General features: G+C 46.6%; 16 protein-coding genes. 5 read left to right on the forward strand and 11 right to left on the reverse strand.

The genetic code is table 11. The features are described 5' to 3' along the window. Positions 1-1,161, forward strand: coding sequence for an iron-containing alcohol dehydrogenase (locus tag OEZ43_00245; protein ID MDH5543986.1), 1,161 nt, complete (start codon positions 1-3; stop codon positions 1,159-1,161). Here OEZ43_00245 and OEZ43_00250 read toward each other — a convergent pair. Beyond that, entirely contained in the window at positions 1,158-1,832 is a 675-nt protein-coding gene (locus tag OEZ43_00250) for an AhpC/TSA family protein (GenBank protein ID MDH5543987.1), read from the reverse strand. The genes OEZ43_00245 and OEZ43_00250 overlap by 4 nt on opposite strands. 344 nt (positions 1,833-2,176) lie before the next feature. Here OEZ43_00250 and OEZ43_00255 point away from each other — a divergent pair, with 344 nt between their 5' ends. Then, a complete protein-coding gene (locus OEZ43_00255) occupies positions 2,177-3,046 on the forward strand; it encodes a phosphate/phosphite/phosphonate ABC transporter substrate-binding protein (GenBank protein MDH5543988.1) in 870 nt (289 codons plus the stop codon). Between the two features lie 15 nt (positions 3,047-3,061). Next, positions 3,062-4,540, forward strand: coding sequence for an ATP-binding protein (locus OEZ43_00260; protein MDH5543989.1), 1,479 nt, complete (start codon positions 3,062-3,064; stop codon positions 4,538-4,540). Positions 4,541-4,562: 22 nt separating this feature from the next. Here OEZ43_00260 and OEZ43_00265 read toward each other — a convergent pair whose 3' ends face one another. The 3 genes from OEZ43_00265 to OEZ43_00275 are packed head-to-tail and all read right to left on the reverse strand — an operon-like array spanning position 4,563 to position 8,079. Beyond that, the gene (locus OEZ43_00265) at positions 4,563-5,627 is read right to left on the reverse strand and encodes a hypothetical protein (GenBank protein MDH5543990.1); all 1,065 of its coding nucleotides are present in this window, start codon (positions 5,625-5,627) and stop codon (positions 4,563-4,565) included. A 1-nt stretch (position 5,628) separates the two neighbouring features. Continuing rightward, positions 5,629-6,174, reverse strand: a complete 546-nt coding sequence (locus tag OEZ43_00270) for a sigma-70 family RNA polymerase sigma factor (GenBank protein MDH5543991.1) — start codon at positions 6,172-6,174, stop codon at positions 5,629-5,631. A gap of 60 nt (positions 6,175-6,234) precedes the next feature. Next, positions 6,235-8,079 carry a VWA domain-containing protein gene (locus OEZ43_00275; GenBank protein ID MDH5543992.1) on the reverse strand — a complete coding sequence of 615 codons (1,845 nt, stop codon included), beginning with the start codon at positions 8,077-8,079 and terminating at the stop codon, positions 6,235-6,237. A gap of 329 nt (positions 8,080-8,408) precedes the next feature. Between OEZ43_00275 and OEZ43_00280 the strand changes: the two genes are divergently transcribed. Beyond that, entirely contained in the window at positions 8,409-8,747 is a 339-nt protein-coding gene (locus tag OEZ43_00280) for a hypothetical protein (protein MDH5543993.1), read from the forward strand. A gap of 52 nt (positions 8,748-8,799) precedes the next feature. On the opposite strand, the gene OEZ43_00285 is transcribed toward OEZ43_00280, so the two are convergent. Together OEZ43_00285 and OEZ43_00290 are read right to left on the reverse strand one after the other, a co-directional pair. Next, positions 8,800-10,119 carry an ATP-binding protein gene (locus OEZ43_00285; GenBank protein MDH5543994.1) on the reverse strand — a complete coding sequence of 440 codons (1,320 nt, stop codon included), beginning with the start codon at positions 10,117-10,119 and terminating at the stop codon, positions 8,800-8,802. A gap of 98 nt (positions 10,120-10,217) precedes the next feature. Next, positions 10,218-10,580, reverse strand: a complete 363-nt coding sequence (locus OEZ43_00290) for a hypothetical protein (GenBank protein MDH5543995.1) — start codon at positions 10,578-10,580, stop codon at positions 10,218-10,220. Positions 10,581-11,182: 602 nt separating this feature from the next. Here OEZ43_00290 and OEZ43_00295 point away from each other — a divergent pair. After that, positions 11,183-11,737: a DsrE family protein gene (locus OEZ43_00295; GenBank protein ID MDH5543996.1), complete on the forward strand. Its 555-nt coding sequence runs from the start codon at positions 11,183-11,185 to the stop codon at positions 11,735-11,737. 77 nt (positions 11,738-11,814) lie between these two features. Here the strand turns inward: OEZ43_00295 and OEZ43_00300 are convergent, their stop codons facing one another. The 5 genes from OEZ43_00300 to OEZ43_00320 form a co-directional block, all read right to left on the reverse strand. Beyond that, positions 11,815-14,241 carry a PhnD/SsuA/transferrin family substrate-binding protein gene (locus OEZ43_00300; GenBank protein ID MDH5543997.1) on the reverse strand — a complete coding sequence of 809 codons (2,427 nt, stop codon included), beginning with the start codon at positions 14,239-14,241 and terminating at the stop codon, positions 11,815-11,817. A gap of 325 nt (positions 14,242-14,566) precedes the next feature. After that, the gene (locus OEZ43_00305; protein MDH5543998.1) at positions 14,567-15,403 is read right to left on the reverse strand and encodes an outer membrane lipoprotein-sorting protein; all 837 of its coding nucleotides are present in this window, start codon (positions 15,401-15,403) and stop codon (positions 14,567-14,569) included. A gap of 110 nt (positions 15,404-15,513) precedes the next feature. Continuing rightward, positions 15,514-16,251: a TSUP family transporter gene (locus tag OEZ43_00310; GenBank protein MDH5543999.1), complete on the reverse strand. Its 738-nt coding sequence runs from the start codon at positions 16,249-16,251 to the stop codon at positions 15,514-15,516. A 29-nt stretch (positions 16,252-16,280) separates the two neighbouring features. Further along, positions 16,281-17,558, reverse strand: a complete 1,278-nt coding sequence (locus OEZ43_00315) for a TRAP transporter large permease subunit (GenBank protein ID MDH5544000.1) — start codon at positions 17,556-17,558, stop codon at positions 16,281-16,283. Then, positions 17,558-18,082 carry a TRAP transporter small permease gene (locus OEZ43_00320; GenBank protein MDH5544001.1) on the reverse strand — a complete coding sequence of 175 codons (525 nt, stop codon included), beginning with the start codon at positions 18,080-18,082 and terminating at the stop codon, positions 17,558-17,560. Before OEZ43_00320 ends, OEZ43_00315 begins: the two co-directional genes overlap by 1 nt. Positions 18,083-18,132 lie beyond the last annotated feature (50 nt).

Here is an 18,132-nt window from a genome sequence, read left to right on the forward strand (position 1 = left end):
ATGAGCGGCCAATTTATTGCCAACTGGAATTATCCCACCACCATACGTTTCGGTGTTGGACGCATTAACGATCTGGCCAAGGAAGTGGGCAAACTCGGCATGAGTCGACCACTACTGGTAACGGATAAAGGTCTGGTCGCGCTACCGGTTTACGCACGGGTGAAAAAAATACTCGACGATAATGGCATTCAGTACGAGGAATTTTCCGACATCAAACCCAATCCTACGGGTAGCAATGTGGATGAAGGCGTGCGTTGTCTACGCCAATCCAGTTGTGACGGCGTGATTGCCTTTGGTGGTGGCAGTGCGATGGATGCAGCCAAAGCGATCGCCTTAATGGCAGGACAGACACGCGCGCTATGGGACTTCGAAGACGTTGGCGATAACTGGACGCGTGTGATCGAGAACGGCATGGTACCGTGTATCGCCATTCCTACCACAGCAGGTACAGGCTCTGAAGTCGGAAGGGCATCAGTGATTACCGAAGAATCACAACACCGCAAGGTTATTATTTTTCATCCACGCATGTTGCCACCAGTCGTGATTGCCGATCCAGAACTCACCTGCGCCTTGCCTGCGGCGATTACTGCGGCCACAGGCATGGACGCCTTATCGCACAATCTTGAGGCCTTGTGTTCACCTGGTTTTCATCCTATGGCCGAAGGCATTGCTATCGAAGGCATACGTTTGATTAAGGAATATCTTCCCGCTGCATACAAAGACGGAAACGATATGACGGCGAGGGCAAATATGTTAGTGGCCTCAAGCATGGGTGCTACCGCGTTTCAAAAAGGTCTGGGCGCCATGCATGCGCTTGCGCATCCGCTTGGCGCCAATTACGACGCCCATCACGGCATGCTCAACGCGATCGTGATGCCCTATGTGCTCGAAGCCAACGCAAAGGCGATACAGGACAAAATGGCGCGTCTCGCCGCCTGTCTCGATTTACCGGGACGCGATACGAAAGCCGTGATTGACTGGGTGTTGTCTTTGCGTAAGACCTTAGGTATACCGCACACGCTTGCAGCAATCGGTATAGATGATAGCAAGGCTAGCTATATTGCACAGGAAGCGGAGAAAGATCCTTCGGCAGGAGGTAACCCGATTTCGTTTTCAGTGAACGAATACGAAACTCTACTGCGAAAGGCGATCAACGGCTAACCGTTCTGAACTCTCGGTGCAGGTTGGCTAAGCTTGTCTAGCTCAGCAAGTATGTCGTCTGGTTCCATACGTTTGGTGTAATCCGCGTTGACAAAGGTAGACGCGATCGTACCGTTCTTGTCAACGATGAATGTCGCAGGCATGGGCAATAGCCAACTGTTTTCGCCATTTCTCTTCTCTAAGTCAAGCGAAACCTGAAGGAAGACTTCACGCAGGGACACTGGCAACTGAAACACCAGGCCAAATAGCTTTGCCGCCTCGTTGTTAAGATCGGTCATGACTAGATAGTCAAGATGATGGTCCTTGATATGCTTTTCTGTGAAAGTAAATAACTCTGGCGAGGCCGCGATCAACAGCGCTCCTCTAGCAGAAATCTCCTTGTGAACATCGCCCAGTGCTTTGAGTTCCAGATTACAGTAGGGACACCAGGTACCACGAAAAAAACTGATCACAAGATGTTTATCTCTGTTCAACTCGCGTAATTTTACTTTTCTCATATTGCCGTCAAAAAAGAAGGCATCGGGAAGGGTATCACCTCTTTTCAACGCCTTATCTTCAAGAAACATCATAAGCGTTTCTTTTTCGAAATCCGAGACTACTTTCGAAAGTTCCGGCGGATACTGGCTGGAAAGTCTGACTTTTAAGGCATCGAGCTTTTCTTGCAGTGACATCTACAAACCTACTATTTCTCACGTCTCGTAGATTTATCGGTCCGTCTCGCTAGCATAATAAGAAGACATTGTTAACATTTGTATCGCTACTACTTAGGAACTAGGCGCCCATAGCGCAAATCAGACAGTCACGTCCCCATAAATTTTCGGTCGCGCGCGCTTCATGAAAGACTTTCCCAACAAATACCTGGACTCAATTTTGAGCATTTTATTCAGTTAAAGTAAGCAAGATTCCTCCCCGATAACAAGGAAAGCCATGACTCATTATGTGGTAAGAAACAGTCCGAACAAATAGTCGGAGTCTGTCTTAAATTTGGTCATACAACCAGACAGGTATATGTGCAATGAAAGACTTTTGGAAAACAAATATAAAAATTGGAATAAGCACACTTTTAGCCGTGTTCTGTACCGCCTCGTGGAGCGCAGAAAAACCGCTTAATCTCGCCATACTTATGCCAGCGCCAGCCAAGATTATTCACAAGAACTGGCAACCGCTGGCTGATTACCTAAGCACGGCCTTAGGCAAAACGGTGCATATTTCGACACCCAGAAACCTGGAGCAAGCCAGAACCTCTCTGGGAGACGCAGACTTTGTCTACGCCAACGCCTATCTCTACGCAATACTTGCCGATGAGTTTCAAATTACACCCATAGCGCAGATGCGCAACACCGGCAATAGCGTCTTGAGTCGCGGCCGATTTCTGGTAAGAAACGACAGCAACATCACTAGCATAAAAGATCTCAAGGGCAAGAAGATTGCCCTGATCAGTCGCTTTGGTGCCGGCTCGTATCTGGCGCCACGCGCCAGTCTTGCGCGAGAGGGATTGGATATAGAAAAAGATGTCACTGTCGAATTTACCAACAACCTCAAAAAAGCGGCCTATATGGTCATGCTTGGCGAGGCTGACACCGCCGTCATGTGCGAAGTCAATTACGAGATTCTTTCGAAACGGATTGATACCGGCGATTTAAAATTTTTTGATACGACAGAGCAGTTTCCAGAAGCGATTATGTTTACACCGCACAAGCAGGACTCTGAAATCGCAAAACTCTTTAAGAAAGCCATACTCGCCGATAGTGCCCGTAAGAACGAGGCTTTACGATCGTTAAACGAAATGAAGATAGGTAATTTCATCGAATTTGATCCTGCCATTATGATTCAACTGAACAAACTCATTCGTCAGGCCGGGCTGACGAAAATCGACGGCACATAAAAAAGAATCACCGCCATGCTCATGCGCGTTCAACTCAACCTGCACACCAAGGTACTCGCCAGCCTGATTGCTTTGTTTGTAATTTCTCTCGCCAGTCTAGGCATAGTGTTACTACGCGACGCCAATCTACGCATGAATGAGTTTCGCTTGTTACAGGCAAACGCTCAGGCGCGAACTCTCGCAGGCAATGCTGAAGAACCTCTATTAGTAAGAGATTACCCGGCCTTGGAAAACCTGGTGAACGTAGCAAAGTCTGAACAACAATATGCTTATGCCGCTATTGTTCGCCCCGATGGATTAGTATTTAGCCATTCAGACATGAGTCTTGTTGGTAGTCATATTGCTACGGTGTCGAACAATGAAGGCGTCAGAGTTCTTGATATAGAAAAGAATCAGCGTAAATTGAAAGAAATTGTGTTTCCCCTGGATACCACCGGGCAACACATCGCCAATGCTCATCTCGCATATTACACCGACACAAGCTATAGCATATCTAACGAAACACAGAAGTATTTGGCCGAGATCATTATAGGCACGCTACTGGTGCTTTCGCTAGGCAGCTTGCTTATTACGCGACACTTTACCAATCACCTGGTCAAGCTGACGCAATTGGTAAATAGCAATGGTGTAGATATGCACCTGGTGCTAGACAACAAGATTCTCAACCGCGGCGACGAAGTGGGAGACCTGGCGCGTTCGTTCAAGGACATGTCGGACAAACTGGTTGATCGGTTACAGGAGCTGGAGATACAGATACGTGAAAGAGACAATGCCCGCGCCGCAAACGAAACCAAAAGCGCCTTTCTTGCCAATGTCAGTCACGAGTTAAGAACACCGCTAAATGCCATCATAGGCTATAGTGAAATTCTGATAGAAGATGCCGTGGATACCCATGCGCAACAGAATCTCAAAGACTTGGATCGGATTAAAAATTCCGCCAAATACCTCAATTCCTTGATCGACGACATGCTTGATTTGTCAAAAATTGAGGCTGGCAAACTGGAACTGACACCACATTTGATCGATGTTTCGTGGCTGGTAAAGGAAGTCGGCGCCTCGATAACGCCTCTAGTGGAAAAAAATCACAATGCCTTAACTATCAACATCGCCACGGGAACTGAAAAGGTATACGCGGATCCCTTGCGCCTGAAGCAGGTCTTGTTTAATTTGCTCAGCAACTCAGCGAAGTTTACCAAAGATGGCAATATACAAATCCATGTAGAGCCCGTTGCAAATAGTGTTCGATTCGCGGTTAGCGATACCGGTATAGGCATGAACGACGAACAGCTGAATAAAGTTTTCGACGCCTTTACTCAGGCCGACGCGAAGATCGCGCAAAAATACGGAGGAACCGGTCTGGGCCTGGCCATATCAAGACGACTGTGCGAAATGATGGGAGGCAGTCTCAACGCAACGAGCACGCCAGGATTGGGATCGACTTTTGTGGTTATGATGCCGGCAGTTGAGCCATCGCAACAACAGGCTACAGCTTAATAAAAAATCACACGTCACACGGTTACTTTCTCAATTGCTGTAGCGTGTCTTCCAACGATTTATTTCTAAGCCGCAGATAATCCAGCTTGTAACTGTCTCCCTGTTTCACAACCAATACCGCATCTCCTGAGGACACGGGGAGGATTTCTCTGTCGAATAAATAAATACGTCGATGTCCTTCGTCAATTTTTGCAATAACTTTTGCCTGCGCAATTTGCATCTGTATATGCGACCATTGTTTGTCTGATTGAATCAAGTCACCCACTACGGCTTGCGCAAACTTGGACCACAGCCACAACCAGTCTTCCCTACGCTTGCTACTTCGTTCAATAAAGGCACTCAAAAGCTCTCTTTCGTCGCCAACAGGCAGACCCGCTACGAGTTGAGCGAAATCGAGTGGCGGCGCATAGGTTCTGGGTAATATTCTGGCGGGTTTTTGTATCATTCGCGCACGCGGCGCTGCCGGTGTGGCTGCCGACGCAGGTGCCGCGTCTGATTCCGCCGTCGATCGCTGCCCAAACGATGCTATCTCTTCCATACGTTCTGGCATCGCTTCACTTTCAAGCGATAAGCCAGACGCTGCCATAGACGGCTCTGACATTTCTGATGCAGCCTCAAGCTCTATTGCCTTGGGCTTGTTTGAAACAGGCGCAGAAAGGCTTTTTTCAAGGGGAGCAGCTGGTGGCGCTTGCTTCACGTGCGCAGGAACTTCTGCTTTTGACTCAGCACCACCCGAGGAGTTGCGCTCAAACGGTGCCTGCACATCTGATGCTTGCCTTTTGTTAATTGGCGCACGTTCTTCCAGTGCGATCTCAGTTTCACCAAGACGTATCTCCTTAGGGGCCTCCCGTTGTAAAACCAATACAACACTGACGCTTAAAACAATGGTTGCCGCCAGCGATAAACTCGCTATACGACTTGAGGAAATTCGATGCGTATGCGCTAAGGGAGCCGTTGCCTCAGCTTTTTCGCGAGCGATTTGCATAATCGCCGCGTCCAGGTTTTTACCCGGTTCGGACTTGTTAGACGCATGATAGGCGTCGACAACAGCCTTTTCGCGGGTTTCAAATGTTTGCTCCTGGCTCATATCAATCTTCCAGTAACTGAGAAAGTTTGTTCACTGCATAACGGTAGCGACTTTTAATCGTATCCAGATTTTCGCCACACACCTGGGCAATTTCCTGCAAACTTAGCCCGGATTCCACTTTCAACAAAAAGACATCAAGCTGACGTGGCGGTAGCTGCTCCACGAGACGTTGAAAGGCCTTGCTCTCCTGCTTGTGCGCCAATTGGATATCGGGACTTTCAGTATCAACCATCTCACTAACATCTTCGACGCTGGCCAATCCGATCCGATTTTTGCGGTAGTAATCATATAGACGATTTCGGGCCACCGTATAAAACCAGGTTCGAAAACTGGCGTTTCCGGTATGCGTAAATTGGCCGTGAATAATACTTGTCCATATATCCTGGAACAGTTCATCCGTGTCATCTGTATTAGACAAACGATTGTTGAGATAACGGTATAAGGGTGAGCGATAGCGCTGGTAGAGCATCTCAAAGGCCTCCATATTGCGGCCTTCATGAAACGCCTTGATTAGCGCCTCGTCCGTCTCTTGGCCTGCCCTTATCAATATTCCTCCTGAACAATCGTTGGGCCGCCGAAGGACGGCCCAACAACTTCCATTAGCGGTTTATTCCACTCGTGCATGTCTTGACGGGACGTCAAGCGCCTGCGCAAGACTGATTAGCTGTATAAATTCGCCACGATGACCATTGTCATCACGACCCTTACCGCCACGGGCCAGCGCAGCAATATCTTCCCAGCCGAAATCCTGCAAATATTTTCCGCCACGCAGTTTTTGTCCAAAGGCTGCGACACTGGCACTAAACATAAGCCGATGCGAGGGTTCGGCACTGAGACTTTCCGTCATTACAGGTACAGTGATCAATTCGCTTTGATCCGCATCGGGTTGTTTAAAACGCAATTTCACAAACGCCAATTCCCTAAGTTCCGCTTCTTCGCGTAACCCAGCCTGTGGTTGATAACGTAACGCATCAATCAAGGTATGCGATTGTCCGGCCAGTTCAAGTTCATACAGCGCGGTCACCGTATGTCCCGCGCCAATATCACCCGCATCCACTTTGTCATTATTAAAATCCTCGCGTGCCAGTTTGCGATTAACATAACCAATCAAGCGATAACTGACTACTTTGGACGGATTAAACTCGATCTGTATTTTCACATCCTTGGCAATCGTCATTAACGATGCGCTTAGCTGCTGACCCAAAACCTTTTGTGCTTCTTTTAGGCTGTCGATATAACTGTAACTTCCATTTCCCTTATCCGCCAGTTGTTCCGCCAGATGATCGTTTAGATTTCCCTGACCGAAACCAAACGTCGATAAAGCAACGCCGGATTTGCGATTTTGTTCAACCATATCCATTAGCGCATTGAAGTTGACCGTACCAACATTAAAATCACCATCGGTGCACAACAATACCCGATTGATACCTCCTTTGACAAAAGCAGCGTTTGCTACCTCATACGCCAGCTTGATACCTGAGGCGCCATTAGTGGAACCACCAGCTTGTAGATTCTCCAGGGCTGAGAGTATCTTGTGCTTATCTGCACCTGAGGTAGGTTCCAATACCGTACCGGATGCCCCTGCATAGACGACGATACTGATACGATCCTGCTCACGCATACGTGACACCAATAAACGCAATGACTGTTTTAGCAGCGGCAGCTTGTTTTGGGCGTTCATCGAACCTGAGACATCAATCAGAAACACAAGATTTGCCGGTGGCAATTGTTCAAGCTTTTGCTCATACCCTTTCAGACCTATCTGCAACAGAACGGAATTTTTGTTCCAGGGTGTTTTCGCCAATTCCGTCGTAACGGAAAACGGCTGCTTACGCGAACGAGGCGTGGGATAGTCATAATCAAAGTAGTTGATCAGTTCCTCGATACGCACAGCATCCCCACGCGGAACCTGACCCTGGTTCAACATCCGTCGCACATTCGCGTAACTGCCGGTATCCACATCAATGGAAAAAGTTGAAACCGGCGCTTCTGCCACCAGACGTATCCCGTTATCTTCGAAGTGCTGATAATTCTCTCTGTCTACGGTGACTGGCGCCTGGTAGGGAATAGGATGATGCGGCTTGATCACCCGTTCACGTCGAAACATATCACCCGATTTTGTCGGCGTTTTCGGCATGCGCTCGGTTCGAGTCGTACTCGTTACGATTTCTTCCTGGTGAATAAGCTCCTTTGCAGGGAGGCCGCCAGCCATATCCATATGCGTGCTGTCCCAGTCTTTTTCCGGGGCAATCGCAGCCAGAGATTCATCTGGCGTTTTCTTCTCAGGGATCGCTCGCTGAGCCTCACTGTCGTGACTGATTTCCTGCTCCTGCGTCACCACTGGTGCCGCCAAACGCGCCCCAGTTTCGCTTACAGGGCTTTGTGTCGTACAGGCGCCGAGCGCGGCCCCTGCAACTAGACTGAACAAAATAGACGATGTACATAATTTCATAATATCTCTCCTTACTCTGCGTTATTCAGGAGAGGTAAACGCGCAAAGAGAGGTTTTGGGTTTAAATTGCGGAAATTTTTTTTGCCCCTAGAATCAGCAGGATAGTTACTACCCATAGATAGCTGGGATTTTTTCCGTCAAGAATGGGGGTTAATTCGTAACTCCACTCGACCTAAAAATCACGATATCCACCTCGATCTGCCTATACGCCTATGCAAGCATGAGTTGGAATGAATTTAAAGTATTTCGTCCCATACATCGTAATAGTACTGGACGCGGTAAATCCTATAGTGCAATCCATCACCCGAACGTTTTCATGGATTTTTACAATGGAATCATTTATTAAACAGCTCCCGGAGAATCGCAAACTCAACGTCATATACCGACTCGAAGCCGGTTGCCTCGGACCGAATGGGGCGGATCTGATTGATGACTTTTGCCAGCATGTTCAGAACGAGCTTAATAAGATGATTTCAGAATTTGTGAAATGGAATATAGAACCGCGAGACCAACGCAAGCTAGATGAATTGGAATTTAATATTGGTAATAAGCGCCTGAGTAGAGAACAAGCGAGCCAGATTTTTTCTCATTTTGGGAAAGAATTGAATCGCGTAGAAGAATCTTTTCTCGAACTGGTTTCACAGCTTATTAAGTCTTATACCATTTGATACCACTGGGTGATCCATACTCTCGAGTAATTTACCACTCACTATCGCAATATCAGCTTACATTAAACCACAGCCTGAACTGTGCCCCTTTCCCCAGAGCACTACTAACACTGACGTCACCGCCAAGAAGGTGCGCAAGTCTTTGGGTAATGGCAAGACCAAGCCCTGTGCCACCATAGCGCGATGCGATTGAGCTGTCAGCCTGTGTGAACTCGGCGAAAATTGTCGCCTGCTGTTCTGCAGACATTCCAATACCGTTGTCTCTGACAGTAAACACCAAACGATTCTTGTGTCCGTGCTGTTCGTCACCCACATTAATGACAATTTTTCCGTCATTGGTAAACTTGGCGGCGTTGCTGATCAGGTTGAGTAAACATTGCTTGAGTTTGACATAGTCAGAATGTATGGACGTGATTCGTGATTCGTTGACAATCTCCAGTTGGTTATGATTCTTCTCTGCTAAAGGTCTTGTGGATGCATCCACATCTTCCAGTAAATCTTTTAGAGACACGTCACTCATTTCCAGTTCGAGTTTTCCTGCTTCAATCTTCGACAAATCCAGAAGGTTGTTAATTAATCCTAAAAGGTGTACTGCCGAATGGTTAATGCGCTCCAGATCCACGACTGCATAATCAGGGTGTGATTCTCTGAGTTCCTCTTTTGCCAGTTCCGAATAGCCAATAATGGCATTCAATGGCGTTCTCAATTCGTGACTCATGCTGGCCAAAAAAGCGGACTTCGCTTTATTGGCAACCATAGCCTGATCTCGCGCCTCGATAAGTTCTGATTCCGTCTTTTTGCGTTTCTCCACCTCAGTTTCGAGATCCTGCCGAATTCTCAACTCACGATCACGCAACCTGATATAGGAAAAGTGCCCAATGGAAGTGACGACCATAACCGCCATCGCGAAGAAAACATAAACATAGATAAGGTTCGAAGTTTTTACGCTCCAATAACTAAACTCGACCGCGACATATGGCATATAAATCCATAGCAGCGCATAGAAGAAATAACGCCTGGACCACGGGATAAACGACAGTGCCGCAATCGCAACCAGATTCAAACTGATCGAATAATGTGAGGCGCCCCCCAACATGGCAATCATAGTCGTCAAGGCCAGGCCACTTGCCGCAGTCAACACCAGCGCTGCGCGTTCGATCGACCTCTGTGTACGGGCGCGTTTTACCCACGCCACTATCAGCAACGCGAGGGGAATAAATAACAAGCGTATCGCGAGGAAATGCCAAACCAGGTGAGGTGCGTGTACCCAGTCTAAGAGCCAGAACAATAAAAACAACGGCATCGCCACCCAAATCGCCATGGTTCGAGTGATATTGCGTAGCTCTTCCAGTTTTTCGCTTTGAATGTCCACCAGTGACTTGAATTCGTTACTTTTTCCCGTACCTGTATCGACATCCAGCGGAGATATTTTGAGCTTTTATCAATCTTCCGTTAATTGCTTGTTTTTGTTTAACATAGAGCGCCCATTTTACGCGCGTGTTCGATAAGCATTTCGCGGGAGTTTTGCGCATACCCCTTTTGTTGACAATGTTGTTGCCAGCACTCGAACAGGTGGGCTAGCTGTGGCTCGCTACCGTGGCAACCCAGTACATGCAGGACATGGTCTCCGACCTTCCACGGCCCCTCACCTTTAATCTCCCCGCGGATCACATGCGCAGCGAACTCGATCCCCTGCTCTTGAGCGACCACGTCCCAGTACAGTTCGAAATACAATATGCCTTCCGGGTGGGGATAAAGCGCGGCTGCAACCCGCTTATCTCCATTGGGCGAACGTATCGTCAGGGGCGCGGTGACGGTAAACAGCTTGGCCATAAAGTCTTTTCATCGATATCAAAAACGACAGCATAACATGTACTGCATCTACACAGAATTAGAGCCAATGTAAGTCGGTGTAGATTTCTATCATTAAGTGGATTCGCGCATTGCCAGCAGTCACTGGTCACATTTAAAACTTCTTCTACATACACTCAGTTTTCACAATGGTATAAACCAGTATCATGCGCTGTTTTCGATATAAGCATTTATTTGAATTCCTTTTCGAAGGCATAGATTCAATCATGCAAAAGAATGCACAATTAGAACGCCTATAGTGTTTTTTTCTAACAAGGCTTACCGCATTTTTTGCGTTTTCGATGAGACACTTTTCAATAATTATTTTAAAGTCGTGTTATTTCGTATAGCGCTTCTCACATTCAATACAACACCCCCCCAGACCCTTTGATCGCATCGGCAAGTTCGGGTAATAATTCCCCAGCTGGATGAAGTGACTCAAATTGAATTCTGTCTAACAAGACTTCGTTTGTTTTGAGATCTACTTCGACGTCTCTTGAAGAGTTTTCATATATGTTAACTAAGCAAGTCGTACCAGCACTCATTACATGAGTCTTATAAATTAAACGATAGAGAGAGTTGTTATGAAGAAGCTTTATTCATCAGCAGTATTGATCTTGAGTATGTTTGTGGCACCAGCGGCGTTTGCAGACAAGAGTGGTGGACACACAGAATGTTCTGACGAAGCGAAATGGGCGATTGATGCCGAATTCGGTGCTGGCTCAGGAGATCTTACACGTTGTCTTTCTAAAAAGAGCCATGTGAAAGTCGTTTATCAAATCAACACGAAATGTAAAGATGCTACTTGTACCGCTCCTTATGCGGTAGGCAACATCGGTAACGCAATCAAGGATTACGAAAACCTACACGGAATGGTTCGTGGTCGCGATTACGAACTTGTTGCTGTTATCCACAGCGCTGGTTGGTCTTTGGTTCTAGACGATCCAGCTAAAAATCCTTTCCGCAATGCAGTTGCGGGCTTGCTGGATAAAGGCGTAAAAGTTCTGTTTTGTCAGAATACTGCTCGCTCCAAGCACATCGGTCTTTATGACATGATTCCTGGAATCGGGTTTACTACTTCTGGCGTGACTGCTCTTGCTGATCTTCAGATGAGAGGTTACGCAATGGTTCAGCCATAATCTGAATCTTCGAACGAATCAGCCCCTGCTTTGCAGGGGCTGATTTTTTTTGTAAGATCTGTAGGCACACTCAGTGATTAATGATTAACAGCAGCCCGGCTTTCATCTCCATTCTCTGCCACACCATCATCAAAATCTCTTGGCAATGTTATAGTAAATACCGACCCTTTATTTAACTCACTTGTTAATTCAACATCACCGCCCATAAGCCGACAAAACTTCTTACTTATTGCCAAACCTAAGCCCGTACCTGCATGATCCTGAAACTGGGCTTTTTCCACCTGAGTGAATTCATCAAAGAGGCTTTTTGCATCCTCCTCTGATATACCCACGCCAGAATCACTAACGGAAATCACAACAAGAGACTCGCCCTTTTCTTTTATTGCAGAAAAGTTGATGCCTATTGTACCTTCATGCGTGAACTTGCAGGCATTGCTCAATAGATTCAGCAGTATTTGTCTTAGCTTTACCCTGTCGGCATACATCAGAATTTTTTTATCGGGCGCATTCACTTCCAAACGATTGCGATTCCTAAGCACCATAGGTCTCACCGTGGACACCACTTCGCCAATCAAATCGTCTAGATTGAAGTCTTCCGCTGAAACTGTCATTTTTCCTGCTTCTATCTTAGACAAGTCAAGCACCGCATTTATTAGACTGAGCAAATTTTTTCCTGAATTACAAATCCGGTCCACATCCCCGCGAAGCTGCGCTTCTCCTGCAGGAAGCTCATCCAGTATCATTTCGCTGTAGCCAATAATCGCATTTAACGGTGTTCTCAACTCGTGACTCATATTTGCAAGAAACGCACTCTTGGCATGATTCGCAATTTCCGCATCTTCCTTGGCGTTTTGAAGCTCTAGTTCCGCTTGCTTTCTTTCGAGAGCGACACTTACCCATTGCGCCATCAGTCCCAACAAATCTTTATCTGTTTCCTTTAGTTTTTTGTTTGGCCTGAAAGAGGCAAAATTGATTGTCCCAAATTTTTGGTCATTTACACGCAGTGGCGTGCCCATGTATGCACCCAATCGTGTCGCCAGATACCCTGGATGACTGGCGAAGTCGGTTTTTGATACATCCTTTAACAACAGCGCATCATTTTGTTCGAACGTCAGGCCACACATCGTCTGAGAGAGTTTTAATTTTTGATTCTTTTCTAAAGACACACCTTCTGGTGCAATCACATTAACAATGGTGTTTTCGTTTTTTTCGGTATCAACCTGGCAAACTCTGCCAATTTCCAGACCAAACAACCGACAACCCAATTTCAATAGTTCATCTATTTGCTCGTCAAACGTTAGGCCTGATTTTGTCGCAACCTCATGCAAGGCTCGCATTTGTTCTGCCTGTCGGTGTTCCGATTCTTCCGCACGTTTTCGCTCAATGACTTCATTTTCCAGTTCCGACTTGGACAGTTCCAATGAGTGTCTTGAGTGTTCAATTTTATGGTTCAAACGATAAATATAGAAAACGAAAATCGCCATACCTCCCAGAAGAAGAATATCGACGATGATCCATGCCGCATATTTTTTAAACACATCACTAAAACTGAATTTTCCGAGATCTTTATAGGGGCCTACGCGTAATTCCTTCATCAATTCGTGTACAGGCTGATAGTCCAGAGGCACTGTCCAGCCTGCGCTGTCTGCAGCACGCACTGCTTCATGATTTTGGGGGAGTCGCAATAGCGCAATGGCCACCTGCTGCGCCAGGGCCTCCAGTGTATGCTTGGTCGTAGCGAACGCCCATTCTGGATACAACTCGGTGCTGTGCGCGAAAGGAAACCCAGGGGTATTTTGAGCGTTAATTATAAAGAAATCATTGAGATTTATTCGGCCTTCTTTCGCCATACGCTCTATGATATCTGTTCTCACAGTCCCCGCGTCTACTTTACCTTTTAAAACAGCGAGAACGATATTGTCCTGTGGAAGTCCGTTAAAAATTATCTCCGAAAACTCATCTTCTGGACGAATGTCATGGCTATAAAATGTCTTCAACGCCATCCACCAGCCGCCAAAGGCAGAGGGATGAACGGCCATAAAGGATTTCCCCTTTATATCATCCAGCGACCGTATGTCTTCACGGTCCGCGCGAGTGAAGATAAGTGCACCGAACTTTGTATACGTACCACCCATGCGCTTGTTTCTCAGGGTGACGATTCTGGAAATGCCATGAGTCGCTTCGAGCGAAGCATAGGAGGCCGGGTTAGACAAAACAAAGTCTACTTCTTTCTTCAGCACCGCCTCGGCTAATGTATCGTTATTCAAAGGCAGGATTTCGAAGTGGAAGCCAGGAATCATTTCGGAGAGGTATTCAGCCGTCGGTCCCCACATGCGCAAGGTTCGCTCCTCGCCACGGAGCGCAAGTACACCAACTTTTATGTGCTCAAAAATCGCCTCGCCAGCAGAGACGGTATCCATGCCCGTTGTCAAAAGCAAAGCGGCAAGACTAAGCCATGCTTGTCTTTGGCAATTTCGTAGCAGCCTAAAAACAGGTGTTTTCACCCTATTCTTTCCTATTTTCTATATATACGTCAGACTTCCTTGGTCATATTGATACGTCTTCCATGAATGGCTCGAGCAAAAGAGCACCAATTTATCCGGACCACTGGTGCGAAGTGTATACAAACAGGCTTATTTTGCTCGCCAGATGATTTAAACGGAGGATATCCGGCTTAACTCGCAAGACTTATCGGCACAAAGTGTGAAAATGTTTACACTTAATGTGCTTTAGAAGAAAGCTGAGTTAAACGTCGTCCAGATACTTAGAATTAGACCGGATCGAAACCACATGAGTGGGGAGAGATAAATTTTTTGAGAGGGCATACGCTCATCGTATGCCCAAGCGTAGACGTCTTTCTGAGAACATATCGTCGTCTATTCCCTGGTCAATTTTCACATGATCGATTTCAAACAACGATTGCTGCATAGTCTGGGCGTTTTTTACCGACACTTCTTTCCACATCCAGGCATTGTTTATTCTCTGCCAGGATAAGGTCTGTTTTTTTAACGGTGCGCCTTTCCTGTCGTAGTAGTCAATTCGCGTCTTTACGCATTCCTTCGGGTCCGCAGTTTTCTTATACCAGGACTCCTTGCGACTGTAGATACTGTCTGTCTCGATAGGTATGCTTTCAACAAGGTAAAATTCGTCTCCGTCTTTATCCTTTACTATCCGAAGCAATTCATGTTTGTCCTGTTCTGGCAGACGGGGGGTAATGTCACCATAGGTCAGATCGGAGCCAAGAAAACTCTCACCGAGATCGCGTACGGACACTCGTCTCAAAGAGCGCAGGTTCGGTAGGTACACCCACTGTTGTGCATTTTTCTCCTGGTTGTGGTCATAGCCCCAGCGCATAAACCCAGTCCCCTCTGAGTCAGGTGGATACAGTGTAAACAACACCATTTTATCCAGCAAACCCTGATCGCCTTTCATATCGCGCCATAGACGCAGATAGGTGGTGGTTCTTTTCTGACCGTTTTTTGCAGTAATCGTAATACTCATGCGAGACTGCTGATCCGATCCAGGATTTTTATTGTCACAACGACTGACGATTTCTAAGACATCCGGTTTCTCTTTAACATTAACAGCTGCCAGGGCAGATTGCGTTTCGAGGCATAGAAACGTAAACACGCCATATATAGTCAAACCACAAATAGTTTTTTTCATTATTGCCATTCCCTTATACGACTTGACATTCAACAATCGGCTATATCAACTACACCATACGGGTGTCTATAGCATATAGACGCAAAAACAGTAAAAAGTTCCCTTCGCACTTAATACATTCGTAGCAGACCTATGAGGCTTATTAACACGAGTGTCGCACCGATTACCTGCTTAAATAGCTTGTCTTTTTCTATAATGTAATCGTGTGCTTTTAACCCGAGCCAATGTCCAACAGCCACAACCGGGAGTAACATTAAGGCGGTATCCAATTGTAGCTCAACGTCAAGAGAAATAAACGTAGCTATTTTGATGCTTACCACGACAAACCAAAGCACCAAAAGTGTATTTCTCATTTGTTGCGCAACGACGTTGCGCGAGAATACAGCAACGATAAGTGGTGCTCCGGTTAGTGAAGCCCCCGTAATATAGGCGCCAGTTCCGAGCAGAAATCGATCAAGCCATTTATTGCTACTTTTTATCACCAGTCCGGTCATCCAAGTAAACGCATAGAACAGAGTAACCGAATAGATAAAGATAAGCATTACCCTGTTTGGCAGGCTAATCAAGCCAAATACACCCGCGATAGCCGCAGGAACAATAATAGGCAGGGTGCGAATCATATATGACCAGGCTACGTTGCGAAAACGCGTAAGCAGTGTAAGCGCAGAAAATATCAGCAAGTGCAGGCCAATGATAGGTAACCAGAATATGGGTTGATCGTATATCAGCAACATCAGCGGTAGTGCCAGAGCCGCACCGCCAAAACCAAGCCCACTGCGCACAAAACCGGACCAGACAAAGATCAGCAGCGTCAGCAAAATTTGTGAAGTCGAAAACTCCAACAACATGTGGTTTACCAGAATTTGCTAGTGGGAAATTAAAAGAGCATTTCAACCAGAATCAGGCTGATCCATGGCACGTAAGTAATAATCATCAGCGCCACTATCAACACCAACATCCACGGCAAGGCGGCGCGAGTGACCTGCCCCAAAGACATTCCAGTTAGACCTGCGGCGACATAGAGATTCAGCCCTACAGGCGGCGTTATCATTCCAACCTCCATATTTGTTGTCATGATGATTCCGAGATGTATGGGATCAATACCCAAACTAACCGCAATAGGATGAAAGAGAGGCGCGAGAATCAACAGTATCGACGATGGTTCCATAAAATCGCCAGCAAACCAAAGGATGACATTGACAAGCAATAAAAAAACGCCTGGGTTTAAGTCCTGCTCGATTACCGCTTTGGACAATTCTTGTGGGACTTGTTCTTCCGTTAAGACGTGCGCAAACAACATCGCACAGGCGATAATGAACATAATAACAGCGGTCATTTTTGCCGAATCGAGCATTACCCTGGGTACGTCTTTAAAGCCCATGTCTTTGTGAACGAATAAGGCAATAAACGCGGAATAAACAGCGGCAACTGCAGCTGCCTCAGTGGGCGTGAATACACCGCCATAAATTCCACCAACCACGACAAAAATCAAAAAAAGACCCGAAAACGCGTTACGAAAACTGATCGCAATATGTTTAAAACCTTGCCATTCATCGCGTGGCATTTTCAGCCGTCGCGCAGTTACCCAGGTTGCCAGCAGCAACAGAACCCCCACCAGAATGCCGGGTAAAATTCCTGCAATAAACATCTTACCTACAGATTCTTCGACAGCATCGGCATAGACTATCATCGGAATAGAGGGCGGGATCAGAATCCCCATGCTGCCAGCCGTGGCGATGACCCCAACAGCGAAGCGTTTGTCATACCCGGCCTGTATCATGCCAGGAATCAGAATCGAGCCTATGGCTACCACCGTAGCGGGTGATGAACCGGAAATCGCGGCAAACAGCATACAGGCAATAACGCCGGCCATTGCTAGTCCACCGTCCATCCAACCCACCAGGGATTTGGCGAACTCTACCAGGCGCTTCGATACACCGCCGCTAGTCAAAAAATGCGAAGAAAGAATAAAGAATGGAATTGCCAGCAGCGTGGTGTGTTCCATCGTACTAAACAGTTTTTGCGCTATGATCGTCGGCGATTCTTCAGAGCCGAACATAACAAAAGACAAGGAACTCAAACCGAGACTGATAGCGATGGGAACGCCTATCAATAGCAGTATCAGTAAACCGATAAATAATCCGGCTACCGCCATCAGGAGCGCTCCGTCTTTTCGATGACATGCGCTTCGTGAACGTGTAGCGCATTGCGTTTTCCGGTGATAATTTCCCAGCCCAGGAAAAGAAAATGATATAGCATCAAAGACAATCCAACCGGAATAGACACATAAGGTATCCATTGAGGAATTTGCAGATCTTCTGTCAGATCACCCCATTCATAGATTCGATAGGTATACACAAAGGAATGATAATCTACGATTGCAACAAATACGATACAACAAAGCACCGCAAGGATTAGAACAACACGACGCCAGTGATCAGAAAGACGTTCGAGTAGTATATCAATGCCGAGATGGATTCCGACCTTAACACCATGAGCGGCACCAACCAACACTACCCAGGCAAATAGATACTGTACTAACTCCAGAACCCAGATTAATCCGGTATCAAAAAGATAGCGCAATACAACATTCGTAAACAACAACATGGTTGCCGCAGCGAAAAATATGGTTATGCTAAATTTCTCGAATAAATCGATAGATCGATTAAGTAAATACATAAAACATCTTGTCATTGTAAAAGGAGACTGCGCTCGCAGCCTCCCTTTCA

The sequence above is a fragment of the Gammaproteobacteria bacterium genome, from assembly GCA_029881255.1.
Lineage (GTDB): Bacteria > Pseudomonadota > Gammaproteobacteria > S012-40 > S012-40 > JAOUMY01.